Origin of the sequence: Taklimakanibacter albus, assembly GCF_016595235.1 — a bacterium.
Classification (GTDB): domain Bacteria; phylum Pseudomonadota; class Alphaproteobacteria; order Rhizobiales; family Aestuariivirgaceae; genus Taklimakanibacter; species Taklimakanibacter albus.
In genome coordinates, this window is record NZ_JAENHL010000007.1 from 1618847 (window position 1) to 1643948 (window position 25102).

The window sequence follows — 25102 nt, forward strand, 5'->3', positions numbered from 1 at the left end:
ATGGGATCAGAACGGGCTGGCGGTGGGACGGACGATGATCTCGCTCACATCGACCTCGTCCGGCTGTTCGATGGCGTAAGCGATGGCGCGCGCTATGGCATCGGCCGGGATGGCGATGCGGCGGAACGCCTTCATTTCATCGCGGCCCGCCGCGTCCGAAATGCTGTCGGCAAGCTCGGATTCGGTGACGCCCGGCGACACGACGGTGACGCGGATCTTGTCGGTCTCCTGCCTGAGCCCGTCCGAGATCGCCCGGACCGCGAATTTGGTGGCGCAATAGACCGCCGCCGTCGGCGACACGGCATGGCCGCCGATCGAGGAGAGATTGACGATCTGACCCGACCCTTGCGCCGCCATGCCCGGCAGCGCCGCGGCGATGCCGTGCAGGACGCCCTTGATATTGACGTCGATCATCCGGTTCCACTCATCGACCTTGAGCGAGGCCAATGGCGACAGCGGCATCACGCCGGCATTGTTCACCAGAACATCGAGGCGCCCGAATTCGGCCTTGGCGAATCCGATGAAGGTTTTCATGTCGTCCAGGCTGACGACATCGAGCGCGCGGATACGAACCGAGCCGCCCTTTTCGGCAATGGCCTTGGCGAGGGCTTCGAGACGGTCGGTGCGCCTTGCACCGAGAACGACATGCGCCCCTTTTGCCGCGAGAAACCGCGCGGCTGCCTCGCCGATGCCGCTCGAGGCACCCGTGATGGCGACGACTTTGTCTTTGATACCGGACATGATGAATTCCTTTTTCGTGTTCATGGATGAGATCAGAAGCGCCACGGCGCCGGGGTCGAGATCATGGCGAAGCGCCGGAGATCGAGCTCGCCCTCAACCAGCGCCGGGACGCGCGTGATGAAGTCCTGCATATGCGGCAAGGCGAAATGCGCCGCGAGATCGCCGGCCGAGCGCCAGTTTTCATAGACGCACCAGCTGTCGGGATCGTCAGCCGATCGGTGCAGGTCGTAATTGATGCAACCCGGTTCCTGGCGCGACGGCTCGACGAGAGCGAGAAGCCGCCGGCCCAGCTCTTCCGATTGCCGCGCCTTGGCGCGAATGAAGGCGATATTGGTCACGTTCGACACGGGTATCTCCTGGTTATCCGGGGAAGTCGGTGCTGAGTGTGAGGCTTTCCCACCGCCTGATATCTTCATCGAAGCGGTCGAGGCGGGCCTTGGTGCGCGTCAACGCATCACTGCCCAGCAGGAGGTTGAGCGGCGGTTCGTCGGCATCCACAGCTTCAATGATCGCTGTGGCGCCGCGGCGGGGATCGCCCAGTTGTTGGCCACTGCGGGTCAGAAGCCCATCGACCGCCCGGCCGCTGGTGGCGGCATAGTCATCGATGCTGTGCGCTGTCCGGCGCGCCGAATGAGCCGACAGGAACGCGGTGCGGAAGGCTCCGGGTTGCACCAGGCTGACCCAGATGCCAAAGGGCGCGACTTCCTGCGCCAGGCTGTGCGACATCGCATCGAGCGCCGCCTTGGTCGCCGCATAGAGGCCGGCACCGGGAGTAGAGGCGATGGCCTGGACCGATGAAATATTGACGATATGACCGCTGTTCTGGGCGCGCAGAAACGGCAAAGCCGCCTTGATGAGAGCGAGCGGACCGAAGAAATTGACGGTGAAGACCTGCTTGACCTCGTCTTCGCTCGCACTTTCGACGGAACCCAGCAACCCATAGCCGGCATTGTTGACGATGACGTCGAGCCGGCCATGGCGGCCGAAAGCTACTTCGACTTGCCTGGCAATCTGCCGCTCATCTGCCATTTCGAGCGGCAGGACGGTCAGGCTCTCGCATCCCAGTCCGGCGGGCGGCTCACCATTGCGCGTGGTGCCGATCACCAGATCGCCCCGGTCGAGCACCGCCTGGGCGAGCGCGTGGCCGAGGCCGCGCGAGATGCCCGTGATGAGCCAGATTTTCTGAGCCATGGGATTGTCCCTTCGTTTGCGACGGAAACTTCTTCCGTCCTGTCGAAGGGAAAATTAAGCAGGCATGGCGCCGATGATAATCGGCGGAAATCCGGACGGGCTTTTCAGTCCAGCCACATAATCGCAGCGGCGAAGAGATTCACGCTTTCACGGCATGCGCCTTGACGAAATCGATGAAGGCGCGCAAGGCCGGCGCCATCTGACGCTGCTGGGGATAACAGATATAGAAGCCCGGGAACGGCGCCGAAAAGTCCTCCAGCAAGGGAACTAATCGTCCCGCATCGATCAGCGGCCGCAATTCCTGCTCGACCCAGAAGGCGATGCCCATGCCCTCGAGCGCCGCATCGATGACCATCATATGCTCGCTGAGGATCAGCGGTCCGTCGACCTCGACCTCGAACCAGCTGCCATCGGTGAAGAACTCCCAATTATAGGGCATCACCCGGCCGGGCCAGCGCCAGCGCAGGCATTTGTGCTGGAGCAGATCCTTCGGCGTCTCGGGGCGGCCATGGCGGGCGACATAATCGGGGGACGCGACGGCGATCTGGCGCATGTCGCCACCCAGACGGACGCCGACCATGTCTTTCTCGATCACCTCACCCAGGGTGAAGCCGACATCGAAGCCCCCGGCGACGAGATCGGTGATCGTGTCGTCGATGAGAATATCGAGCTTGATGTCGGGATAGGCGCGGTGGAATTCGGCCAGTATCGGCGCCACATGCCTCCTGAAAGCATGCCTGAGGCAACGGACCCGCACGATGCCCGCCGGATTCTCACGAAAATGCCCGACATCGGCCAGCGCCGCGTCGAGCTCCGCCAAAGCCGGCCTGATACGCAGCAGCAAGCGCTCGCCGGCTTCGGTGAGCGCCACGCTGCGTGTCGTGCGGTGCAGCAGCCGCACGCCGAGGCGCTCCTCGAAGCTGCGAATGATCTGGCTGAGCGATGAGGGCGACAAACCAAGCTGCTCGGCCGCCTTGGAGAAGCTGCCCTGCTCGGCGACCGCGACAAATGCCCGGAGATCATTGTTACTATTGGCCCGCATTCACCTTACCCGACCGATCATGGCTTTATGTATCTCAGCCTAAACAAGCCATTCGGCTTATAGCGGATTAATATCCAGAGCTCACCTCCTTAGCTTTGCTGTGTCCAAGGGGCGTCCGCCGGCGCCCGACGCAACAACAGCCAAGGAGACGAACATGTCGAACGTCAATATCGTGAATGAAGTGGAGGGCAAGGTCGCCATCGTGACGGGCGCCGCCAGCGGCATCGGCCGCGCCATCGCGGAACTTCTCCATGCCCGCGGCGCCAAGGTGGTGGCCGAGGACATCAATCCGGAAGTCGAGGCGCTGGCGAAGCCCGGCATGGTGCCCTTCGTCGCCGATGTTTCGCGCGAAGACAGCGCGGTCAGGGCCGTGGCCCTGGCGCAGGAGAGCTTCGGCAAGCTCGACATATTGGTGAACAATGCCGCGCGCATCATGAACAAGCTCGTGGTCGATATGACCCGCGCCGATTGGGAGGCGATCATGTCGGTGAATGTGACCGGCGCATTCCTGCATTCACGCGAGGCCATGAAGGCGATGATTCCGAACAAGTCGGGTGCGATCGTCAACATCGCCTCCTATGCAGCTTATTTCGCCTTCCCGGAAATATCGGCCTATACGGCGTCCAAGGGCGCGCTGGTGCAGCTCACCCGCACCTTGGCGCTCGAGGCGATCGACCACGGCATTCGCGTCAATGCCATCGGCTCAGGCGATGTGGTCACCAATATCTGGGCCGGCAAGCTGGCGAATGGACCGGAATTCCTTGCCGATCACGGCCGCAAGGCGCCGATCGGGCGCGCCGCCGAAGCGCGGGAGATCGCCGAACTCGTGGCTTTCCTGGCCTCCGACCGGGCGAGCTTCATGGTCGGCGCGGTCGTCATGGCCGATGGCGGCATGAGCGTGAAGATCGGCTAATGGGCCGGCGCCGGTAGTGGCTCCCGCCACTACCGGCGGAAGCTGCATCAGATCCGTAATGTCATCACTTCTTGCCTGTGGCGCTTCTGTCCAGAGCCCGCGCCTCGACCCAGCCACTTGCCTTGCCGGCATCCCGACGCAGCTCGGCGCGGCGGGTTTTGTCCCGCCATTTGGTGCCCTCCGCCCGACCGGGCGGCATCCTCTCGAGATGTTGCTTCATCTCGTCATAATCGAGGAAATACGACTCCGCCCGCACCTGTTTCCTGACGAGCGCTTCCTCCCAGGATCTCTCCCGCCGCAGCCGCCGGCCTTCGATCGAGGTCACGATAAATCCGGCCGGGTCGTCGCAAGCCCGCACGCAGACAATTGGCTGATGCCGCGCCACAGCCGGCCAGAATTGCCGAAAGTCATTGGCCAGAAGTCCTTGGTAATTTCCATGTCCGCTTATGGCGGTGACATGCGCCTCCATGGCGAGGCTGGTTGCGACGAGTCCGTATCGGCCACCGGCCAGGACCAGGATATCACGACACACCGCGATGTCCTCGGCGCAGATCAGCGGCAGGAAACCCTCGTCATAGCGCGGATCGAAACTTGCCTCAAAGCTGTAGGCATGTCCAACTTCGCCATATGAAGTACCATCGAGCACCCACACACATTTGCTTACACCCATCATGCCGACCGTCCGCGAGAGCACGGCAAATCGGCCATTCCAATAGGCTGCCCCTTCGATTGTCTCGTAGGTACCGTGGTCAGGCAGTTTAATGCGCGATGGGCCTAGCGCCCCCGCATCCGTCAGCTCAAAGATCAGGAGCCATTTTGGCATCACGATATTGTCGAGGGCCAGCAGTCTGTCCTCTTGAATGGCAAGTGCGTCGATATCCTTCTCGCAAGGCAAGGTCAGCCAGGTCGCATTTCCGCGCGGCGGAGCTGCATCCTCGCAGGACAAAGTCACCCAAGATGCATCGGCCTTCCAAGTGTCGGTTGCGAGCAACGTCCTGCCGCCGGCCGCCACAAAGAGCCAGTTTCGCCAGACAACCAGATCAAAGGGGCGCGATTTGGCGGGCAAGGAAATCGACCATCGCTTGCCGCTTTCAAGCTCAAAGAAATGAACCGCCGGATCTGGACGGCAAACAAAGATCAAGCACCCTTGATGCCTGATCGTTCTGGTGACCGCAGGTATGGCAAGGTCGACATGAGGCCGATAGCCGCCATCTCTTTCGACAAAGCCAAAGGTTGAATTGCCCTGAGGTGCTAGAAATGCAACACGCTCCATGAAATCGCTCTCCTTTCCAGTCGAGCGATTCATAATTACCAAAACGGGCACTGCAATAGGAATTGCAATCTTAAATTGCAGTTACGACAAATTATTTTACCGCCGGAACGCCTTGAGCCGGTCGATGCGCCGCTTCCCCTCTGCCGTTTCGCGCATGTCGAGGAAATCAGTGAAGGTGAAGACGCAAAGCCCGTCCGCCTCACTCTTTTCGAGGCCGTCGACCATGGAAATGAACTCGTCGGTGGAGAGATCCGTGGCACGGCCGCGATTCGCATGCATGCCATTGAGATAAAGCGCGCTGCCCTGGATGGTCGAGACGGTGGTCGATCCGCTGCGCCGCTTGACGTCATTGGCGATCTCGGCCGGCCATGTCGGCGGCCGCCTGAGGATCTGGTGATAGGCCATGACCTCGAAGACATCGGCGACGTCTTTCAATCGCGCCGGGCTTTGGCCGAAAACTTCTTCCGCCACATTGTCGAAATCCGACAAGAAGAGAGGCAGCGTATTGATGGCGATCTTGACGTCGGATTTGATCGCCCGGAGTGCGTCGCGGATGCGCCCGACCGCCGCGACCGTGACACCGCATTTCCAGTCGCGCCAGGCGGCCTTGTGCTCCTTGGCGATGAGCGCCGCCGCCGCGATCGGATCATTGAGCGGCACATCGATGCCCGTCGCGGCGCGGAAGCGGGCCAGCGTACCCGCGCCATAGCAATAATCCGGCATCGAAGCGCGCTTCACATCGGGCAGCCAGATCTCCCAGAAGCCCGGCCAGCGGATGAAACCCAGATGCACACCGTCCGGCGCGAGAATCCGCGTCGCATTTTCGAGCAGCGCCAGCTTATGGTCGATATTGGGCTTCCGGTCGGGCGGCAGGCCGATATACCAGTCGGTCTTGCCTTCGCGTTTGCCGAACTGGTCGATCGGCAGGAGATCCTGATTGGCGGCGATGAAGTTCGGGTCGAAGCCGATATTGATGCTGGCGAAATAGGAAATGCCGCGTGCTTTCAGCGCATCGCGGAAAGCGCGGTCGTTCAGCGTCGCGAAACGCACCTTTTCTTCCGCCGTCACCTCGCTTTCGATCGCGGTGTCCTGCATCGGCAGGATCTTGCTCTGTGCCATGACATAAGTGACGCCCATGGCGCTGAGGATGTCGGCGGCCTGCTCCGGCTCAAGCCGATGCCGCAGATACCAGACATTGTCATAGATCTTCATTCCGACGCGCGGATCAAACATGGACTCGGGACCTTCAGAAAACGAGAAAATATGCCGGCCGGAATGAACCGGCCGGCCGTCGCGCGGGAGACCCGGCGGAGATGTACCCCCGCTCTCCACCAGGCGTCGCGCGACTTGGTCATTTGTTACGCATCGGATTTGCCCGAAAACCGCTTCGCACTTTTCGGTCCGATGCTTGGATCACCACTCGCCCTTGAACTCGTTCACATTGGCGGAGGTGATCTTCGGCATCGGGATGATGTTGCGCTTTTCGGCGAGCTTCTCGCCCTTGGCGAGCTTCACCGCGAAATCGAGCGCCTGCTTGGCATCGGTCGTCGGCGACTGGTCCATCGTGCCATACATCAAGCCGTCGCGGATCGCCTTCAGCCCGTTGATGGTGCCGCCGGTGCCGACGACCTTGATGTCGCCACGGCCGGCCGCCTTGAAGACTTCAGCGGCCGCCGCGCCCGTATTATCGTCCTGCGCGAAGACGCCCTTGAGCTGGTCGCCATGGGCGGTGAGGAAAGCCTGTGCCACATCCTTCGCCTTGACGGGATTCCAGTCGGCCGTCTGCGAGCCGATGATGGTGATCTTGGAATTGAGCTTGGCGAGACCATCCTTCAGGCCTTGCGTGCGCAGCAGCGTGGTGCTCTGGCCGGGCGAGCCTTCGATGACGGCGATGGCGCCTTCACCTTTCAGCGCGTCGTTCAAGAGCTCCGCCGCAATCACGCCCTGCACGTAGTCGTCGGGACCCGAATAACCGGCGAGCAGCTTCTGGCCTGCTTCCGACGGCTCGTTCGACACCGCGAGGATCGGGATGCCGGCATCGGCCGCTTTCTTGAGCGCCGGGACGACGGCATTGCCATCGAGCGAGGTGACCAGCAGCACATTCACCTTGCGGTTGACGAGCGTCGCGATATCACTGCTCTGCTTGGCGATGTCGCCATCGGCGCTGAGCGTCACCACTTCGACGCCGTCCATGCTCTTGCCCGCGGCTTCGAGCGCGTTGGTTACGGCGGCGATATAGGGCCAGCCGAGATTGGGCTGTGAATGACCGATCACAATCTTTTCCGCCGCGGCGGCATAGGACGTGGCCGCCATGAAGGAGGCAAAGGCCGCGAGCGCGACCCGCCTTGAGATTTTCAAACTGACTGACATGACTCTTTCCTCTCCTCACAAGTTTTCACTGGCCGGTTCGCCGGCCACGGCGGCTTCTTCTCTTTCTCAACGCGGCCGCGCGCGCTGCAGCAGGCCTTCCACCACGACCAGGGCGAACAGCAGCCCGCCGATGGTCATGCGTTGGTAGTAGGAAGGCACACCAAGAAGGTTCATGACGTTGATGAGGCAGCCGACGAAGAGAAGGCCGCACAAAGCGCCCATGATCGAGCCCTCGCCGCCGCGCAACGAGGCGCCGCCGATCAGAGCGGCGGCCGCGGCGGTGAGCGGCGTCATCTCACCGACGATCGGCGATCCGGTGCCGAGCCGCGCCGCAAGCAGCATGCCGGCAAAGGCTGCGAGCGCGCCGCTCAGCATGTAGCATTCGATCTTGAGACGATTGACCTTGAGCCCGGTCATCTGCGCGGCGCGCTCATCGGCGCCCACCGCATAAGCATGCCGGCCCCAGGGCCGGTGATAGAGCAGGACATGGGCGGCGAGCATGACGACGATCATGATCAGGAAGGCGTAAGGCAAGGGATCGCCGCCACCCAGCGCCAGGAAAGTGTCGTCGAGGCCGACGACGGGGCGTGTGTCGGTGTAGGCAAGTGTCGCGCCACGCACCATCACCATCATGGCGAGCGTGGCGATGAAAGGATTGATGCGGAGCCGGGTGACAAGTGTGCCGCTCAAGAAGCCGGAGATGCCGCCGGCAACGAGAGCGCCCAATGCGGCGGGCACGATGCCATAGGGCAGAAGCACCACAGCCGCGACGCCGCCCATCGCCATCACGGCGCCGACCGAGAGATCGAAGCCACCGGCGATCATCACAATGGTCATGCCGGCGACGATGAGCCCATCGGTCGAGATCGATTCGGCTAGCGTGCGCAGATTGCCCAGTGACCAGAAGCCGTCGACGAAGGTGGCGAGCAGCAGGAGCGGAATGAGCGGTGGCTTGACGAACAGCCGGAGCGTCATGGGAGAGAGCGTGATCTGCATGATCAGCTCCGCGCCCTTTGCCAGGAATAGAAGGCGACGGCGGCGGTGAGTACGACACCCTGGACCAGGAGCTGCACCGGATACTGGTAGTTAAGGATGGTCATCACATTGGTGATGACGGCGATGACCCAGATGGCGGCGGCCGTATCGGCGGGCCGGCCGACGCCGCCGGTGAGGCTGGTGCCGCCGAGGACGACGGCGGTGAGCGCCGGGAATTCATAGCCGCGGATGGCGGTCGGATCGAGATTGCCGACGAGCGAGGCGATGAGCACGCCGGCGAGCGCCGCCAGCATGCCCGATATCATGTAGGTGGCGATGCCGGTGCGCACCACCTTGACGCCGGCGCGCCGCGCCGCCTCGATATCGCCGCCCAACGCATAGACATGGCGGCCGAAGACGGTGTTGCTCATTATGATAGAGAGAGCGACGACGAGGCCGAGGAAGATGTAGACCGAATAGGGAATGCCGAGGAACCGCGCGCGCGAAAGCGAAACGAACATCTCGCTCATATTGTCGGCGCGCACATGCTGGCCCGAGACGAGCGCCAGCACCGCGCCGATGACCAGGAACTGCATGCCGATCGTGGCGACGATCGAATTGGCGCCGGCGCGATAGACGGCAAGTCCATTGACGAGGCCGATCACGCCGCCGAGCGCGACCGGCAGCAGGATGGCAAGAACCGTGCTCGTGCCGTCGGCCGGATTGAGCAGCAGCGCCAGGACCGCCGCCATCATCACCGTGGCGCCGGTCGACAGATCGAACTGCCCACCGATGAGCACGATGGTCATACCGAGCGCCACGATACCGGTGATGACGCCTTGCTGCAGCACCGCCGCGATATTGGCCGGCGACAGGAACGGCCCCGACAGCAGCGCCGCGCCGATCACCAGCACCGCGAGCACCGGCCAGATCGGCGTGACGAAGCGCCAGGGGGTGGAAGCAGCTGTCATTTCACGGCGCCGTCGGCGTCGAGCTTGCGGCCGCGGATGATCATGTCCACGACCTCGTCTTCATTCGTATCCCTGGCGGTGAGCGCGCCGACGACCTCGCCATTCTTGAGGACGACGATGCGGTCGGCGAGGCGCAGCACGTCGCGCACATCGTGGCTGATCAGCAGGATGCCGATGCCCTGGGCGCGCAGCCTTTTGATGAGCTCGGCCACCTGCGCGGTCTCATGGGGTCCAAGCGCCGCGGTCGGCTCGTCCATGATGAGGAGCTGCACCTGGAAATGGATGGCGCGCGCAATGGCGATCGCCTGGCGCTGGCCGCCCGACATCTGGCGCACCGGGCGCTCGATATCGGTGAAATTGGGATTGAGGTCGGCAAGTGCCTTCTTCGCTTCCTCAGCCATCTTTTTCTTGTCGAGAAAGCCGAAGCGGGTGCGCAGCTCGCGGCCCAGGAAGAAGTTGGCGGGCGCGTCGAGATTATCGGCGAGCGCCAGCGTCTGATAGATGGTCTCGATCGCATAGAGGCGGGCATCGGATGGCGACGTGAAAGCAACCGGCTTGCCGCCGACGCGGATTTCGCCCGAGGACGGCGGGAAGACGCCCGAAAGGATCTGCACCAGCACCGATTTGCCGGCGCCATTATGGCCAACCAGGGCCACGACCTCACCGGACCGGACCGAAAGATCGACGCCCTTCAGCGCGCGGACGCCGCCGAACTGCTTCGTGATGCCGACAAGATCGACCAAGGCGCCGTCAGTCATGATGTCCCTTTCTGGGCCAAAGACTAGGAAAAGCCTGTGCGTGAGTCAATAAATCAATTTCATTGTTTTACTTTAATAGGGTAAGCTTTTGATCATGCTCGATGGAAATGCGTCGCCCCGCTCCGGTCTTTCCGCCAATTCCGCCAGCCGGGTCCGCCATCACAACCGGCGGGTCCTGCTTCATGCACTGCGCCTGCAGGGCAGCCTGTCGCGCGCCGAGCTGGCGCGCGCCACCGGACTGACCCCGCAAGCCATCGCCAATATTGTCGAAGATCTGATCGGCGCCGGACTCGTGCGCGAGGCCGGCCGGCGCAAGGCCAAGCGTGGACAGCCGCCGATCGAGATCGAGATCGCCAAGGATGGCGGCTATGCGCTCGGCATCCGCATCGACACGACGCATTATCATGCCGTCGCCGCCGATCTCGCCGGTGACATCATCGAGACCCGCGAAGGCTCGGCGCCGGCCGATGGCGAATGGCTCGATTTCCTGAGCCGCATCTATGCGGATTTCGCCCAGCGTTTCGGCGCCGAGCGCTGTCTGGGCTTAGGGCTCGTGACCCCTGGCCCCTTCGACACGTCCTGGCCGGGCGTGCCGACGCCAGGCGCCGTCTCCGCCTTGCAAAGCCGCGCCATCGCCGAGCAGCTCGCCGAGAAGACCGGCAGCGACGTGCTGCTCGAGAATGACGCGACCGCCGCTGCGCTCGGCGAGAAGCTCTATGGCGAGGCCCGCAATCTCAACGACTTCTTTTATGTCTTCATCGGCGAAGGCGTCGGCGGCGGCATCGTCATCAGGGCCGAGCCTTATCGCGGCAATCGCGGCAATGCCGGAGAATTCGGCCATGCCATCATCGATCCCCATGGCCCGCAATGTTATTGCGGCAATCGCGGCTGCCTCGGCCAGTATCTCTCATTGAGCGCCATGCGGCGCGACCTCGCTGCAGCGGAGGCGCGAGGTGAAGACGCCGACGCCGCTTTGGAGGCCTGGATCGCGCGCGCCGGCGAAGCTCTCTCTCTGGGATTGACCACCGTCGAAAACCTCTTCGATCCCGAGACGATCATCATCGGCGGCGCCGCCCCGCTCGCTCTGCTCGAAAGGCTGGTCGCCAATTTGCGCGGCCTCAGGCCCTCGGTGCGCCAGGATTTCGGCGCCGACCGCTTGCGCCTCTCGACGCTCGGCGAGCGCAGCGCTGCGCTTGGCGCCTCGGCCCTGCCGATCCTGGCGGCGACGACCTCGGGGCCAGCCAATATCGGCAACTGAAGACAGAAGCATGTTCATCCTGTACAACAACAAGCATGACGCTTCCCAAATTCACCTATCATCCCGACCCTATCGCCACCGGCAGCCTGGTCGCTTCCGAGGAAATCTGTATCTGCTGCGGTCAAGCACGCGGCTTCATCTATAAGGGCCCTGCCTATGCGGTGGAGGAACTTGTCGATTGCATCTGTCCCTGATGCATCGCCGATGGCAGCGCGCATCGCAAATTCGACGCCGAGTTCACCGATTTGGCGGGCATTGGCGGCAATGGCGAGTGGGGCAAGGTTACCGATCAGATCCGCGATGAGGTGGCTCACCGCACGCCGGGCTTTTCGGGCTGGCAGCAGGAGATGTGGTGGACACATTGCGGAGACGCGGCCGAGTTCCTGGGTCCGATGGGTTTCGAACAGGCCTCAGCCTACGGGTCAGAGCTCCTGGAAGCCTTCAACTGCGGCTATGACGAGCCCTTCCGCACGGAATATCTGAAGTCGCTCGACCGCGATCACGGGCCGACCGGCTATGCCTTCCGCTGCCGGCATTGCGGCACGCTTGGCGGCTATTCCGACTGCCATTGAGATTTCCGCCAGGGCGGGCTGCGCGCCGAGGCTCTTCCCCTCCGCCTGTCCCCTGTGCTTCAAAGGGCACTCCGAGGCCTCATGAGGAAGACCGATCGTGCCTGAAAGAAACGCGACCTGGCGCATTGGCGTTCTGTTTTCGCGCAGCGGTGTCGCTTCCGTCACCGGAACCGAGCATTTCCTCGGCACCACGCTCGCCGTCGAGGAGATCAACGCCAAAGGCGGCGTGCTCGGCCGCCTCATCGAGCCTGTCGCTTATGATCCGGGCGGCGAGCCCGAGCTCTACCGCGCTTTCGCCCGCAAGCTTCTGGTCGAGGACGAGATCAACGTCATTTTCGGCTGCTCCATGTCGGGCAGCCGCAAGGCGGTGCTGCCGATCGTCGAGCGCCATAACGGCCTGCTCTGGTATCCCTCGATCTATGAGGGCTTCGAATTCTCCGAGAATGTCCTCTATACCGGCGCCACGCTGAACCAGAACACCTTCGCGCTCGCCGACTTCATCCTGCAGCGCTACGGCAAGCGCATCTTCATGGCGGGGTCGGACTATATCTATCCACGCGAATCCAACCGCGTGATGCGCGACCTGCTCGAATGCAAAGGCGGCCAGATCGTCGGCGAGCATTACGTGCCGCTCAAAGCCGACGAGAAGACATTGCGCCAGCTGATGCGCAAGATCGACGAGGCTGAGGCTGATGCGGTCTTCTCGACCATCATCGGACGCGGTGCGCGCCAGCTCTATGGCATGTATGCCGACGCCAAGATCGACCGCAGCAAGAGGCCGATCGCCAGCCTCACTCTGGCGGAAGGCGAGATCCAGGTGATCGGGCCTGAGCGCTGCACCGGTCATGTCCTCTCCGCCCCTTATCTCGCCGCCGTCGAGAATGAGGAAAACCAGCGCTTCGTACGCGCGCTGCAGCAGCGTTTCGGCGCCGGCGCCATGGCCACCATGTGGTCGCAGACCGCCTATTCACAGATCCATCTCTTCGCCCGCGCGCTGGAGCTCGCCGAGTCGCTCGATACCCACAGGCTCGGCCAGGCGGCGCTGGCCGTCGAATATATCTCCCCCGAAGGCCGTCTCGCTTTCGACGACAACCGCCATGTCTGGTCGACCCCGCGCATTGGCATCGCGCAGGAAGACGGACAGTTCGAGATCGCCTGGCAGTCGCAGGTGCCGATCAGGCCCGATCCCTATCTCGCCTCCATCCGCTTCGAAGAACCGTGGCTCGAGAATTGAGGCCGCTTTGGCAAATCTGAAGCTCATCCTCGACGATCTGCGCCAGGCGAAAATTCTGGTCATCCATCCACGCGACGATGACGGCGCCGCCCTCGTCGATCACCTGAAGCGGCTCGGCTGCGACGTGAAGGCCGTATGGCCGGCGCCCACCGCGATTCCCGCCGATACCGACGCTGTCTTCGTGCAGGTCGGCGAGACCAGCATCGAAGACCTGGCGACACTGCTCGAAACCGCGAACACCGCCGTCATCGCGATCGTGACCTATGAAAGCCCGACCTCGCTCAAGGCGGTGATCGATCTCAACGCCCATGGCGTGCTGACCAAGCCGTTGCGCCAGCTGGGCGTGCTGACGCAATTCGCGCTCGCCCGTTATCGCTTCAGCTACGAGGCGCGCCTCGCCAACAAGGTGAAGAAGCTCGAAGAGACGATGAAGGGTCGCCGCACCATCGAGAAGGCGGTGAAGATCCTGACCGCGATGAACGGCCTCGAAGAAGAGGCCGCCTATAAGCAGATCCGAGATCAGGCGACGGCGAAGCGCGTCGCGGTCGTGTCGGTGGCGGAAAGCATCATCGCCGCCAATGAAGCGATGCGCGCCTTCGGGTTGAAGATCACCAAGTCCGAAGAAAGCTGAGATTCACACAGCGCGCGATCAGGAAAAGTGGGCACCGGTTTTCCGTCCGATCGCGCGCTAAATATAAGATTCCGATCACGTTTATCACTTCAGGTCGAACCGACCTGAAGTGATCGTGATCTAAGCGCTTGACTGCGCATGGCAGCTATGTAACTTCATCGACCAACGAGCAGGTTTGCTCTCGCGGCAGGAATGCCGCTCAAAATCTGGCTGGGTAGCCCTTGGTTCGCGGATGATTTCCGCGCCAGGGGTTTTTGCGTTTTGGAGGGTAGCTTGACGGCACAGGCGAAAGCACGACCGGCAATCAAGGTTGCTTGCATTCAGTTCGAGCCGGTCTTCGGCGATGTCGATGCCAATCTCGGCATGATGGAGAAACACATCCGCACGGCGCAGGCGCAAGGTGCGAGCGTGATGATCCTGCCCGAGCTCGCCGATACCGGCTATGTCTTCCACGATGTCGATGAGGTTGGCGCCCATGCGGGGCCCATCCCTGCCGGCCGCAGCGCCAAGCGCCTCGTCGCGCTGGCCCAGGAGCTGAAAGTCTACATCGCCAGCGGCCTCGCCGAGCGCGACGGCAAGAGCTTCTTCAACTCCGCCATCCTCTGCGGTCCTGACGGCTATATCGGCAAATACCGCAAGATCCATTTGTGGAATCGCGAGAAGCTCTATTTCGAGCCGGGTGATATGGGGCTGCCTGTCTTCGACACCGCCATCGGCAAGCTCGGCGTCGCCATTTGTTATGACGGCTGGTTTCCCGAGACCTTCCGGCAGATGTCGCTCAAAGGCGTCGAGCTCGTCTTGATCCCAACCAACTGGGTGCCGATGCCGGGCCAGACCCGTGACATGGAGCCGATGGCCAATATCCTGCACAAGGCGGCGGCGCATTCCAACGCCATCTATATCGCCTGCGCCGACCGCGTCGGCACCGAACGCGGCCAGCCCTTCATCGGCTCGAGCCTCATCATCGGCCCGACCGGCCGGCCCATCGCCGGCCCTGCGAGCTATGACGGCGAGGAGATCCTGATCGCCGAAGTCGCACTCGATTCCGTCGCCGACAGCCGCAAGCTCAATGAGCGCAATGACGTGCTCGGCGACAGACGACCAGACGTCTACGGCTGAAAGCCGGACGCACTCCAAGAAACTGCTGTCAACAACCTAGGGAGACGACCATGGTAAGCAGGCTACTTCTCTTGACCCTCAGCACCGCTCTGGCGACCGGCGCCTTGGCGGACGAAGCCCCCATCAAGATCGGCATTCCGGTCGGACTGTCGGGCGCCAACAGCGTCGTGGCGCCGTCGGTGGTGCAATCGGCGGAGCTCGCGGTGGAAGAGATCAATGCGGCGGGCGGTGTGCTCGGCCGCAAGCTCGAGCTCGAAATCGCCGATGACGCCTCGGGCGCCGCCGGCGCGCAGAAGGCCTTCGACGCGCTGGTCTTCCAGAAGGAAGTCAACGCCATCATCACCATGGAGACGAGCGCGGCGCGCAATGCCGGCCTGCCCATCATCTCCAAGGGCGACATCCCCTTCATCTACACGTCCTTCTATGAAGGCCGCTCCTGCAATCCCAATCTCTTCGTCAATGCCTGGGTGCCGGAGCAGCAGGTGCCGCCGGTCGTCGACCACTTCATGAAGTCCGAGAAGGCCAAGAAGTTCTTCCTGGTCGGCAGCGACTACGCCTTCGGCCGCGGCATGCTGCAATTCTCCCGCGCTTACATCGAGAAGGCGGGCGGTGAAGTCGTCGGCGAGGAATATCTGCCGATGGAAGGCACCGACTGGACCGCGATCATCTCCAAGCTGAAAAGCTCAGGCGCCGAGGCTCTCATCACCTCGACCGCCGGCGGCTCGCCCAATGTCACGCTCACTAAGCAATTGCGTGGCGCCGGCGTGACCCTGCCCTATGGCAATCTCGCCGTCGATGAGGGCACGGCCAAGAGCATGGGCGCCGATGCGGCCGGCATCTTCATCTCCGCCTCCTATGTGACTTCGATCGACAGCCAGGCCAACAAGGACTTCCTGGCGGCGATGGGCAAAAAATTCGCCGGTGAGCTCAGGACGCCGAACGATCTCTCGGTGCCGCAATATGAAGGTGTCTATCTCTATAAGGCGGCGGTGGAGAAAGCGGGCTCGACCGACACCAAAGCGGTGCTCGCCGCCCTTGCCGAAGTCTCCTTCACCGGCCCGCGCGGCCCGGTGACGATGAACAAGCAGCATCACGCGCCCTTGACCATGTATCTGGGCCAGGTGCAGGAGGATGGTTCGGTCAAAATTGCCGGCACCTTCGAGAATGTCGATCCGGGTGAACAGTGCCCTGGTCTCTGATTTAGGGGAACAGCAGAGGGCGGCGGACATGAACCGCCGCCCTCTGCGCAAAAATTTTTGATCGCTCCCTTATCGCCAAAGTCGAGCAACTTTGGCGGGAAGCGCTCTGGGGACAGTCGATGATCGTTCTGCTCGATATTGTGACGACCGCGGCCATTCTGTTCGTCGTGGCCTCAGGCCTGCTGGCGATCTTCGGCGTGCTCAAGATCATCAATTTCGCCCATGGCGCCTGGCTGACGCTGGGCGGCTATTGCGCGGTGGTGACGACGGCGTTGGGTCTCAATCCGTGGACAGCACTGCCGCTCGCTTTCGTCGCCGGCGCGCTGCTGGGCGCCATTACCGAGATGGTCATCGTGCGCCCGCTTTATCGTCGCCCCCTCGATGCCATCCTCGCCACCTGGGGTCTCGGCATCGTCATCGGCCAGTTGATCACTTTGTGGTTTGGTCGTGACGTCCAGTTCACGCCCAACCTCCTTTCCGGCACTGTCGATCTATTCGGCGCCAGCTATTCGATCTATCGCCTGTTCACCATCGCCGCCGCCTTGATCATCGGTTGCGCCTTCGCCTTCCTGCTCGAGGGCACCAGGCTCGGCCTGTCGACCCGTGCGGTGATCATGAACGAGACGCTCGCCCGGGCGCTCGGTATCGATGTGGCGCGCGTCCGGCTCATCACTTTCATGATCGGCACCGGCTTGACGGGGCTTGCCGGCGTCCTGCTCACGCCCCTTACGAGCGTCGATCCCAATATGGGCGTCGGCTGGCTCATCGGCGCCTTCATGCTGGTGATGGTGGCGGGCTCCTCCTTTGCAGCACTCGCTTTCGCCTGCCTCATCTTCGGTGGCGCCCAGGTGATGGTCAGTACTTTCGTCAGCCCGATCCTCGGCGGCATCACGGTGGCGGTCCTGTGCGCGCTGGTTCTGCGCGTCAGCCCGAAAGGATTTTCGCGTGGCTGAACGGCGCCCCTCCTCCTTCAATTTCCGCGCCTTAATACTGGCCGGCCTCGCCGTCCTGGCGTTGCTGCTCGTGCTGTTCGGACCGATGTTCCTCGACCGCTTCACGCTCAACGTTCTCACCCGCTCGATGATCTACGCCATGCTGGCGATCACCGTCGATCTGCTCTGGGGTTTCACCGGCGTCTTGACTTTCGGCCAGGCCGCCTTCTTCGGCATCGGCGCCTATGCCGCGGCGATGATCCTGACCCATATGGGCGCCAGCCCGGGGCTGATCGCACTCGCTTTCGCGCTCGCCATCATCGTGCCCATGCTGGTCGGCCTCGTCGTCGGTTGGCTGTCTTTCAGCTACAAGGCGACGCCGCTTTACGCGACCGTCATCTCGCTTGTCCTGCCGATCGTCACCACCCAGGTGGTCTTCTCGGGCGGCCAATGGACCGGTTCGAGCAGCGGCCTCGTCGGCTACGGCACCTTGCCTTTCGGTCTCGTCGGATTCTTCCGTCTCGCCGGCGTCTGCCTCCTCGTGCTGACGGTCGCCGCCTGGTTCTTCGTGCGCTCGGATGCCGGCAAGCTGCTCGTCGCCATTCGCGACAATGAGGTGCGCTGCGCCTATCTCGGCCTCAACCCGCAGCGCCTCAAGATCGCGCTCACCACCGTGCTCGCCGGCGTCGCCGGCCTGGCCGGCTTCCTCTTCGCCAATTCATCCGGCGTGGTGGCGCCCGAGATCACCGGCTTCGTCTTCGGCACCGAGCTCGTCATCTGGACGGCGCTCGGCGGACGCGGCACCATCATCGGGCCTGTGATGGGCACCATCGGCATCGATTATCTGAGCGCCAATCTCTCCGGCGAATTGCCCTTCCTGTGGAATCTGGTGATCGGAACGCTGTTCGTCGCCATGATCATCCTGCTGCCGAACGGCCTCGCCGCTCTGGTGGCGAAGTTCCTGCCCGCCAGGCGCGGCGCCGGCGCCATGCGGCTCACCAACCTCGCCGCGGCGGGCGCGCAAGTCACGGCGCCGGAGGAAGCGGCGCTGCTCTCCGTGAAAGATCTCGGCAAGACCTATGGCAGCCTCAAAGTGCTGGAAGGTCTCGATTTCGATATCCGGCCGGGCGAGCTCGTAAGCCTCGTCGGCCCCAATGGCGCCGGCAAGACGAGCCTGATGCGCTGCCTGAGCGACGGCACCGAAATCTCGAGCGGCGTGGTGCGTGTCGCCGGCCAGGAGATCAACGGGCGAACGCCGAACGAGATCGTCGCCTTGGGTGTCGGCCGCAAATTCCAGGTGGCGAGCGTCTTCGAAAGCCTCGCCGTCGCCGACTGCCTGCGGCTGGCGCTGGCGGCGCGCCACCGGCCAAGCCCCGTGACGCGCGAGAGCGATCTCGCTCTGCCCACCGCGGCCCTCGACATCTTGCGGCTGACCGGGCTCGACCACATGCTCGAGCGCCCGGTCGCCGACCTCTCGCACGGGCTCAAGCAGAGCCTGGAGCTGGCGATGGTGGTGGCGCTCGAGCCGCGCCTCATTCTCCTCGACGAGCCGACCGCCGGCCTGACCAAGACCGAGCGCACCACCATTGGCGGCATCCTGCAGAAGCTCACCCGTGAGCTCGGCATCGCCGCCATCGTGGTCGAGCATGATCTCGATTTCGTCCGCACCATATCGAGCCGGGTCGTCGTGCTGCATCAGGGCCGCCTGGTGCTCGACGGCACCGTAGACGCGGTCGCCAATTCCGAACTGGTCAAGACGATCTATTCGGGAGGCGCCCATGGCTGATGCCGCGGCCAAGCTGTCGCTCGAAGGGGTAGCCAGCGGTTATGGCGCCATCAATATCATCACCGAGCTTTCACTCGCCGTGAAAGCGGGCGAGATCTTCGCTCTCATGGGCAAGAACGGCATGGGCAAGACGACCCTGCTCAAGACGATCCTCGGCCTCATAGGCTTGCGCGCCGGCGCGATCGCCGTCGACGGCCGCTCCATTGCCGGCGCCTCGCCGGCCTCGCTCATCGCCTCGGGCATCGCTTATGGACCACAGGAGCAGGCGCTGTTCCAGGATCTCTCCATAAAGGACAATCTGCGCCTCGCTTTGCGATCCGACCGCGAGCTCGATAACGGGCTCGATCACGTCTACGGGCATTTCCCCTTCATGAAGGAGAGGCTCGCGCAGAAGGCCGGCACGCTCTCGGGCGGCGAGCAGAAGATGCTGATCCTCGCCCGCGCTTTGATGCTCAAGCCGAAGCTCCTGCTGCTCGACGAGATTTCCGAGGGACTGCAGCCATCGGTCGTCACCCGCATCGCCAACGCGCTGAAGGACGAGCGGCAGAAGAACGGCACGACCATATTGCTGGTCGAGCAGAATCTCGATTTCGCCCTCGGCATCGCCGACCGCTGGGCGGTGCTGAAGCTCGGCCGCATCGATGATGAAGGTGATGTCGCGCCCGAGGCGCGCCAGAAGATTCTGGAGCACCTCAAGATCTGAAGTCAGAAAGGTTCTTCGGTCTTGTCAGTTCACTGCTGAGACAAGGTCGGTTCAGCGCAAGAAGCCCCTTGAAATTCCACTGACAGGAAACTAACGTTCCTCTTGCGCTGGACGACCTGCGCCTTCGATTGCCCCCGAGGACGACCTCTTTTCGCATTGCCGAAACAAGGAGGACGTCGCGTGGCATCCGGTTCGTACCCTTGAAAGCAAGTGCATCGCCTGACCGGGCGATGCCTCACTTGCAGGCGACAGGGCTCCCTTGGCACGAGCCTACTCTCTTATCCTTCCCACCAAACTGCCCCTGAGCAATGGCCATGGCTGGCCCTGCCTCATCCACCACGCCAGCCACCAGGGGCCCCTTTTTCGCTTGAGGTCCAGCAGGGTTGACAGCTGCCACTGGCGGCGGCACACAGACCCTCATGCGCGAGATCGACACCCACATCGTAGCCCGGCTGGCCGGCATCCCAACAGGCGGGATGCAGGCTGATCGAGCACGCTGACAAGCGTATTGCGCGCCGCAGCCCCGCCACAGACGGACGGGGTATTTGTTGGACAGCATGTCCCGTCCATCGGCCTCTCGATGGAGTGAATAATGGCCCAGAATATCTACGATCAACCCGACTTCTTCGCCGGCTACAGCCAGCTCGGCCGCCAGCTGCACGGACTTGCCGGTGCCGCCGAATGGCCAGCCGTCAGGGCCCTGCTCCCTGATCTCACCGACAAGCGCGTCGTCGATCTCGGCTGCGGCTTCGGCTGGTTCGCGCGCTTCGCCCGCGCGCAGGGCGCCCGGAACGTCCTGGGCCTCGATCTCTCCGAGAAGATGATCGCGCGCGCCAAGGCCGACACCCAGGACCCCGCGATCGACTACCGCATTGCCGATCTGGAACGTTTCACGCTCCCTGAGTCAGCCTTCGATTTGGCCTATAGCTCGCTCGCCTTTCACTATATCGAGGACTTCGGCCGGCTGGCGGAAACCGTGCATCGCGCGCTCGTCACCGGCGCGTCTTTCATCTTCACCATCGAGCATCCGATCTATATGGCGCCGACGCATCCGGGCTGGGTGGTGAACGCCGAGGGACGCCGGACCTGGCCCATCGAGCGCTACGCTGTCGAAGGCCCGCGCGTGACCGACTGGCTGGCCAAAGGTGTCGTCAAACAGCACCGCACCATGGGCACGACGCTCAACACCCTGATCGAGACCGGTTTCACCATCCGTCATGTCGAAGAATGGGCGCCGACATCGGAGCAGCTCGCGGCGATCCCGGATCTCGCAGACGAGATGGACCGGCCAATGCTGCTGATCGTCTCGGCGCAGCGCTGACCCAGCCTAGAATGTTAGCCACCTTGTGGCAAAACTGCTCTCCCCGGAACCATTCCAGATGTGCTCCGTTGACAGCTGTCGGGGGAACGCCCATCATGTTTGTCGTGAGATGAGCCATGATCATCCAGCCGGTCGACTACGCCCTCGTCGTGTGGTTCACCCTGGCCACACTCTCAACCGCCTATGTTGCCTGGGATCAGTTCCGTAACAATCCCGAACCGCGGGTGATGAAATGGGGCTTCATCCTTGTTACGCTTTATATGGGCCCCTTCGGCCTGCTGCTTTATGTCCTCGCCGACAAGGAGCCGCGCCCCGGCGAGCATGAAGCATTCGCCCGGCCGTTGTGGAAGCAGGGCGTCGACTCGACGATCCATTGCGTGGCCGGCGGTGCCACGGGCATCATCCTGGCCGCGGCCGTCACCGCGGCTCTCGGCCTGCCCATGTGGATCGACCTGATCGTCGAATATATCACCGGCTTCGCCATCGGCCTGTTCATCTTCCAGGCGCTGCTCATGAAGTCGATGGCGGGCGGCACCTACTGGGAGAATGTCCGCCGGAGCTTCCTGCCCCTATTCATCAGCATGAATTTTGTAATGGCCGGCATGGCGCTGGTGATTAGCTTCCTCATGATGGGACGCGACATGCGCGCCATCGAGCCGACGGGGATCCTGTTCTGGAGCGTGATCTCGCTCGGCGTCATTGTCGGTTTCGCCGCCGCCTATCCGGCAAATGTGTGGATGGTGGCGCGCGGTCTGAAACATGGTCCGATGGCTGAGCGCGCCGACGAGAAGATGAAGCCGCAAAGACCTGCCCGGCACAAGGAGACACACGACACGATGGCCTCCGATGCGACCACGCCGCAGCTTGCCGCGCTGAGTGGTGTGTCGCTGTTCCTCCTGGCGCTCGCCATGGCAGTTCCGGCCAACTGGGCGGATCTGACCCTGAACACAGGCGACGTCGGTGGGATGATCATGCCGCCCGGCTTGTTCGTGAACCGCGATACGCCCACCGCGGCCATGCGCGACATGGCCGCGATCCATCCCGGCCTGATCGAGGCGAGCTACGGGCTGGACAGCCGCGGCGACAAGGTGCTGGAGCCCCGCATCGAGAATGGCGTGAAGATCTACGACCTGGAGACCTCGGTCATCCGCTGGTCGATATTGCCCAATGTCACCGTCGATGCGTATGCGGTCAACGGCAAGGTCCCCGGTCCACGCCTGCATTTCCGGCAGGGCGACCGCGTGCGCATCAACGTGACCAACCATCTGCATGAAAGCACCACCTTCCACTGGCATGGCCTGATCCTGCCCAACGAAGTGGACGGTCCGGCCGAAGTCACGCTGGAGCCGATCGAACCGGGCGGGAGCTACTCCTACGAATTTACCGCCGAGCAATCGGGGACCTATTTCTATCATTCGCATGATCATATCGACCGTCATCAGGCGCTGGGTCTTTATGGCGCCATGATCATCGACCCGACCAATCCGGCGGACGAGATCGAGACCGACCACGAATATGTCATCCAGCTGCAGGAATGGCTGAAGCGCGAGGGCCTGACCTATCCGGCCATGCCGATGGACGGCGGTCAGCCGAATTATTTCACCATCAATGGCCGCGCCTCTCCGGCAACCGACACGATCAGGATGAAGGTCGGCGAGACGCTGAAGCTCCGTTTCATCGGCACCAATAACGGTTTCATCCATCCCATGCATATTCATGGCGGGCCGTTCGAGGTGGTGGCGCGTGATGGTGAGATGCTCAAACCTTCCGCCCGCTTTCTCGCCGATACGGTGAATGTCGGCCCCGGCCAGCGCTATGATGTGATCTGGAAAGCGCAGCAACCCGGCAAGTGGCTGATCCACTGCCACATCGGTCATCACACCACCAACAACAATGTCGAGGAGAAGGGTGGCGGCGGTCTGATGGTCGTGATCGAGGTCAGCCCGCAGGCCGCCGCTGCGGAACACTAGATCACGAGGAGTTTGGATCGAGTCGATCCAAGCGCACAAACGTAATCGATTCTAATATTTGGCACGGAATTCTAGCGAAAAACCGGTATCCACTTTTTCGCATCCCGCGCTAGACAGCGTGATGCGGAAAAAGTGCGAAGTGGTTTTCCGAAAAGATCATGCGTTTTAAAGCCCCGCGATCAGCTTCTTGAGCAGCTGGTTGAGTTGCTCCTGCTCCTTGTGGGTCAGCGCCGCAAGGAGGCGCTCCTCATTGGCGACATGACGGCCAATGGTCTCATCGATCACCCGCTTGCCGGCTTCAGTGAGCGCGATGAGCTTGCCGCGCCGGTCATTCGGATCGGGGCGGCGCTCGACAAAGCCTGCGCGCTCGAGGCGGTCGAGGCGGTTGGTCATGCCGCCCGAGGAGATCATCGCCGCCTCGTAAAGTTTCGTCGGCGACAGCATATAAGGCTCGCCCGAGCGTCGGAGCGTCGCCAGCACGTCGAACTCGCCCGGCTGCAGACCCGCTTCGGCGAAGAGCGGGTTCATGTGGTCGCGCATCACCAGCTCGACGACATCCGACAGGCGGCCGAACACCGCCATCGGCAATGAGGGAAGATCGGGGCGTTCGCGGGCCCATTGCTCGACGGCGATATCGGCGCGGTCCATGGTTCAATTATCTCGATATAAAGTATCTTGACATCAAGATACTTATTATGTATTAACTCGCCATCGAGACAATATCCCATCTCGTGAGTTCGTTAAAGTCAACGGAGGACGTTATGAGCAGGATGATTTTCGTGAATCTGCCGGTGCGCGACCTGGCCAAGTCGCTGGGTTTCTATGTCGCGCTCGACGGCAAGCCGAATCCGCAATTTTCCGATGATCAGTCGAAGTCGGTGATGCTGTCGGACGCGATCGGCGTGATGCTGATGACCCATGACCGCTATGGCACCTTCACCAAGCGCCCGATCGGCGATGCGCGACGCGAAAGCCAGACGCTGCTGGCGCTGAGCGTCACCAGCCGCGATGCGGTGAACGACACGCTCACCCGCGCCACCGCCGCCGGCGGCAAGGCCGACCCCAACCCGGCGCAGGATCATGGCTTCATGTTCATGCGCAGCGTCGAGGATCCCGACGGCTATGTCTGGGAGATCATGTGGATGGACCCTGCCGCCGTTAACGGCTAAGCGGCCTGTCCGGCCTTGTGCAAGAGGGCATCCCGACGGGGTGCCCTTTTTGCTTGTGAATCAACGCACCGAGCGCAGGAAGCTTCCGAGACGCGCGCTCTTCGGCTGCTTCAGGACGTCCGCCGGCAGGCCGTCTTCCTCGATGCAGCCATCGTGGAAGAACACGACGCGGTCGGACACTTCGCGCGCAAAGCTCATTTCATGGGTCACCACGATCATGGTGCGGCCTTCCTTGGCAAGGCCGCGAATGACGGTGAGCACCTCGCCGACGAGTTCAGGGTCGAGCGCCGAGGTCGGCTCGTCGAAGAACAGCACTTCCGGCTCGATCGCCAGCGCCCGGGCGATGGCGACGCGCTGCTGCTGTCCGCCGGAAAGAGCCGCCGGATAAGCATCCCTCTTCTCGGCCATGCCGACTCGGTTCAGGAGCTCCATGGCGCGCGCCATGGCTTCGGCGCGCGGCACTCCGTGCACCTGGATCGGCACCTTGGTGAGATTTTCGAGCACCGTCCAATGGGACCATAGATTGAACTGCTGGAACACCATGCCGGTGCGCCGGCGCAATCTTTCGATCTGCTGGCGCGGCGGCCGGCGCGGATCGGAAATGCGGATGACCTCGCCTTTGAAGTGGATCTCGCCCTGGTCCGGCTGTTCGAGGAAATTGAGGCAGCGCAGAAAAGTGCTTTTGCCCGAGCCGCTCGCCCCGATGATGGCGATGACCTGATGCTCATGCGCCTTGAAGGAAACGCCTTTCAGCACCTTGAAGGCGCCGAAGCTCTTATGGAGGTCGCGCGTCTCGATCGCCGGCTGGATGCTGGCGACCCGATGCGCATTTGCCGCCGCTGGTGCTGGATCGGTCACGATTTTGTCCTCCGAGGCGGGTCCCGGCCTGCCACATGGCAGCCTGTGACCGTGGCCCAGATGCTATATGGAGCGGGTTGTGGAAAATCTTTCCTTTCCGCTTCCGGATGAGAAAT

At 62.6% G+C, this 25102-nt stretch carries 24 protein-coding genes and 1 pseudogene; 13 read left to right on the forward strand and 12 right to left on the reverse strand.

Annotation, left to right across the window (positions count from 1 at the left end):
- Window positions 1–6: 6 nt before the first annotated feature.
- From JHL16_RS19225 to JHL16_RS19240, 4 genes are all read right to left on the reverse strand, one after another.
- Window positions 7–741 carry an SDR family oxidoreductase gene (locus JHL16_RS19225; RefSeq protein ID WP_200186463.1) on the reverse strand — a complete coding sequence of 245 codons (735 nt, stop codon included), beginning with the start codon at window positions 739–741 and terminating at the stop codon, window positions 7–9.
- A 32-nt stretch (window positions 742–773) separates the two neighbouring features.
- Entirely contained in the window at window positions 774–1088 is a 315-nt protein-coding gene (locus JHL16_RS19230) for a putative quinol monooxygenase (RefSeq protein ID WP_348647236.1), read from the reverse strand.
- Between the two features lie 13 nt (window positions 1089–1101).
- Entirely contained in the window at window positions 1102–1932 is an 831-nt protein-coding gene (locus tag JHL16_RS19235) for an oxidoreductase (protein ID WP_200186464.1), read from the reverse strand.
- A gap of 139 nt (window positions 1933–2071) precedes the next feature.
- Window positions 2072–2974, reverse strand: coding sequence for a LysR family transcriptional regulator (locus tag JHL16_RS19240; protein WP_200186465.1), 903 nt, complete (start codon window positions 2972–2974; stop codon window positions 2072–2074).
- A 154-nt stretch (window positions 2975–3128) separates the two neighbouring features.
- Here JHL16_RS19240 and JHL16_RS19245 point away from each other — a divergent pair, with 154 nt between their 5' ends.
- Window positions 3129–3887, forward strand: a complete 759-nt coding sequence (locus JHL16_RS19245) for an SDR family NAD(P)-dependent oxidoreductase (RefSeq protein ID WP_200186466.1) — start codon at window positions 3129–3131, stop codon at window positions 3885–3887.
- A gap of 64 nt (window positions 3888–3951) precedes the next feature.
- Here JHL16_RS19245 and JHL16_RS19250 read toward each other — a convergent pair whose 3' ends face one another.
- The 6 genes from JHL16_RS19250 to JHL16_RS19275 all read right to left on the reverse strand — a co-directional run bounded on the left by JHL16_RS19250 (window position 3952) and on the right by JHL16_RS19275 (window position 10234).
- Window positions 3952–5160 (reverse strand): hypothetical protein, encoded by a 1209-nt coding sequence (locus tag JHL16_RS19250; RefSeq protein WP_200186467.1) that lies wholly within the window; start codon window positions 5158–5160, stop codon window positions 3952–3954.
- 96 nt (window positions 5161–5256) lie between these two features.
- Window positions 5257–6393 carry a hypothetical protein gene (locus JHL16_RS19255; RefSeq protein WP_200186468.1) on the reverse strand — a complete coding sequence of 379 codons (1137 nt, stop codon included), beginning with the start codon at window positions 6391–6393 and terminating at the stop codon, window positions 5257–5259.
- Between the two features lie 180 nt (window positions 6394–6573).
- Entirely contained in the window at window positions 6574–7530 is a 957-nt protein-coding gene (locus tag JHL16_RS19260) for a sugar ABC transporter substrate-binding protein (RefSeq protein WP_200186469.1), read from the reverse strand.
- 66 nt (window positions 7531–7596) lie between these two features.
- The gene (locus JHL16_RS19265; protein ID WP_200186470.1) at window positions 7597–8526 is read right to left on the reverse strand and encodes an ABC transporter permease; all 930 of its coding nucleotides are present in this window, start codon (window positions 8524–8526) and stop codon (window positions 7597–7599) included.
- 2 nt (window positions 8527–8528) lie between these two features.
- Window positions 8529–9476: an ABC transporter permease gene (locus tag JHL16_RS19270; RefSeq protein WP_200186471.1), complete on the reverse strand. Its 948-nt coding sequence runs from the start codon at window positions 9474–9476 to the stop codon at window positions 8529–8531.
- Window positions 9473–10234 (reverse strand): ATP-binding cassette domain-containing protein, encoded by a 762-nt coding sequence (locus JHL16_RS19275; RefSeq protein WP_200186472.1) that lies wholly within the window; start codon window positions 10232–10234, stop codon window positions 9473–9475. Before JHL16_RS19275 ends, JHL16_RS19270 begins: the two co-directional genes overlap by 4 nt.
- Window positions 10235–10328: 94 nt before the next feature.
- On the opposite strand from JHL16_RS19275, the gene JHL16_RS19280 reads away from it, so the two are divergent.
- The 11 genes and pseudogenes from JHL16_RS19280 (at window position 10329) to JHL16_RS19335 (ending at window position 22959) form a co-directional block, all read left to right on the forward strand.
- Window positions 10329–11492, forward strand: a complete 1164-nt coding sequence (locus tag JHL16_RS19280) for an ROK family transcriptional regulator (RefSeq protein WP_200186473.1) — start codon at window positions 10329–10331, stop codon at window positions 11490–11492.
- 35 nt (window positions 11493–11527) lie between these two features.
- Window positions 11528–12064, forward strand: a pseudogene (locus JHL16_RS19290) (CbrC family protein).
- A gap of 94 nt (window positions 12065–12158) precedes the next feature.
- Complete coding sequence (locus JHL16_RS19295) at window positions 12159–13298, forward strand: transporter substrate-binding protein (protein ID WP_200187191.1); 1140 nt, start codon at window positions 12159–12161, stop codon at window positions 13296–13298.
- Between the two features lie 7 nt (window positions 13299–13305).
- Window positions 13306–13929: an ANTAR domain-containing response regulator gene (locus JHL16_RS19300; RefSeq protein WP_200186475.1), complete on the forward strand. Its 624-nt coding sequence runs from the start codon at window positions 13306–13308 to the stop codon at window positions 13927–13929.
- A gap of 273 nt (window positions 13930–14202) precedes the next feature.
- A complete protein-coding gene (locus JHL16_RS19305; protein WP_246770979.1) occupies window positions 14203–15048 on the forward strand; it encodes a nitrilase family protein in 846 nt (281 codons plus the stop codon).
- Between the two features lie 50 nt (window positions 15049–15098).
- On the forward strand, window positions 15099–16247 hold the full coding sequence (locus JHL16_RS19310; RefSeq protein ID WP_200186477.1) for a substrate-binding protein: 1149 nt from the start codon (window positions 15099–15101) through the stop codon (window positions 16245–16247).
- 119 nt (window positions 16248–16366) lie between these two features.
- The gene (locus tag JHL16_RS19315) at window positions 16367–17200 is read left to right on the forward strand and encodes a branched-chain amino acid ABC transporter permease (protein ID WP_200186478.1); all 834 of its coding nucleotides are present in this window, start codon (window positions 16367–16369) and stop codon (window positions 17198–17200) included.
- Window positions 17201–17285: 85 nt separating this feature from the next.
- Complete coding sequence (locus tag JHL16_RS19320; protein ID WP_200187192.1) at window positions 17286–18965, forward strand: branched-chain amino acid ABC transporter ATP-binding protein/permease; 1680 nt, start codon at window positions 17286–17288, stop codon at window positions 18963–18965.
- Window positions 18958–19668 (forward strand): ATP-binding cassette domain-containing protein, encoded by a 711-nt coding sequence (locus JHL16_RS19325; RefSeq protein ID WP_200186479.1) that lies wholly within the window; start codon window positions 18958–18960, stop codon window positions 19666–19668. The genes JHL16_RS19320 and JHL16_RS19325 overlap by 8 nt, the downstream gene beginning before the upstream one ends.
- Before the next feature lie 592 nt (window positions 19669–20260).
- A complete protein-coding gene (locus JHL16_RS19330; protein WP_200186480.1) occupies window positions 20261–20989 on the forward strand; it encodes a class I SAM-dependent methyltransferase in 729 nt (242 codons plus the stop codon).
- A 116-nt stretch (window positions 20990–21105) separates the two neighbouring features.
- On the forward strand, window positions 21106–22959 hold the full coding sequence (locus JHL16_RS19335; protein WP_200186481.1) for a multicopper oxidase domain-containing protein: 1854 nt from the start codon (window positions 21106–21108) through the stop codon (window positions 22957–22959).
- 165 nt (window positions 22960–23124) lie between these two features.
- Here the strand turns inward: JHL16_RS19335 and JHL16_RS19340 are convergent, their stop codons facing one another.
- On the reverse strand, window positions 23125–23607 hold the full coding sequence (locus JHL16_RS19340) for a MarR family winged helix-turn-helix transcriptional regulator (RefSeq protein WP_200186482.1): 483 nt from the start codon (window positions 23605–23607) through the stop codon (window positions 23125–23127).
- Between the two features lie 113 nt (window positions 23608–23720).
- Between JHL16_RS19340 and JHL16_RS19345 the strand changes: the two genes are divergently transcribed.
- Window positions 23721–24128 carry a VOC family protein gene (locus JHL16_RS19345; RefSeq protein WP_200186483.1) on the forward strand — a complete coding sequence of 136 codons (408 nt, stop codon included), beginning with the start codon at window positions 23721–23723 and terminating at the stop codon, window positions 24126–24128.
- A gap of 60 nt (window positions 24129–24188) precedes the next feature.
- Here the strand turns inward: JHL16_RS19345 and JHL16_RS19350 are convergent, their stop codons facing one another.
- Window positions 24189–24986 (reverse strand): ABC transporter ATP-binding protein, encoded by a 798-nt coding sequence (locus JHL16_RS19350; RefSeq protein ID WP_420884550.1) that lies wholly within the window; start codon window positions 24984–24986, stop codon window positions 24189–24191.
- Window positions 24987–25102 lie beyond the last annotated feature (116 nt).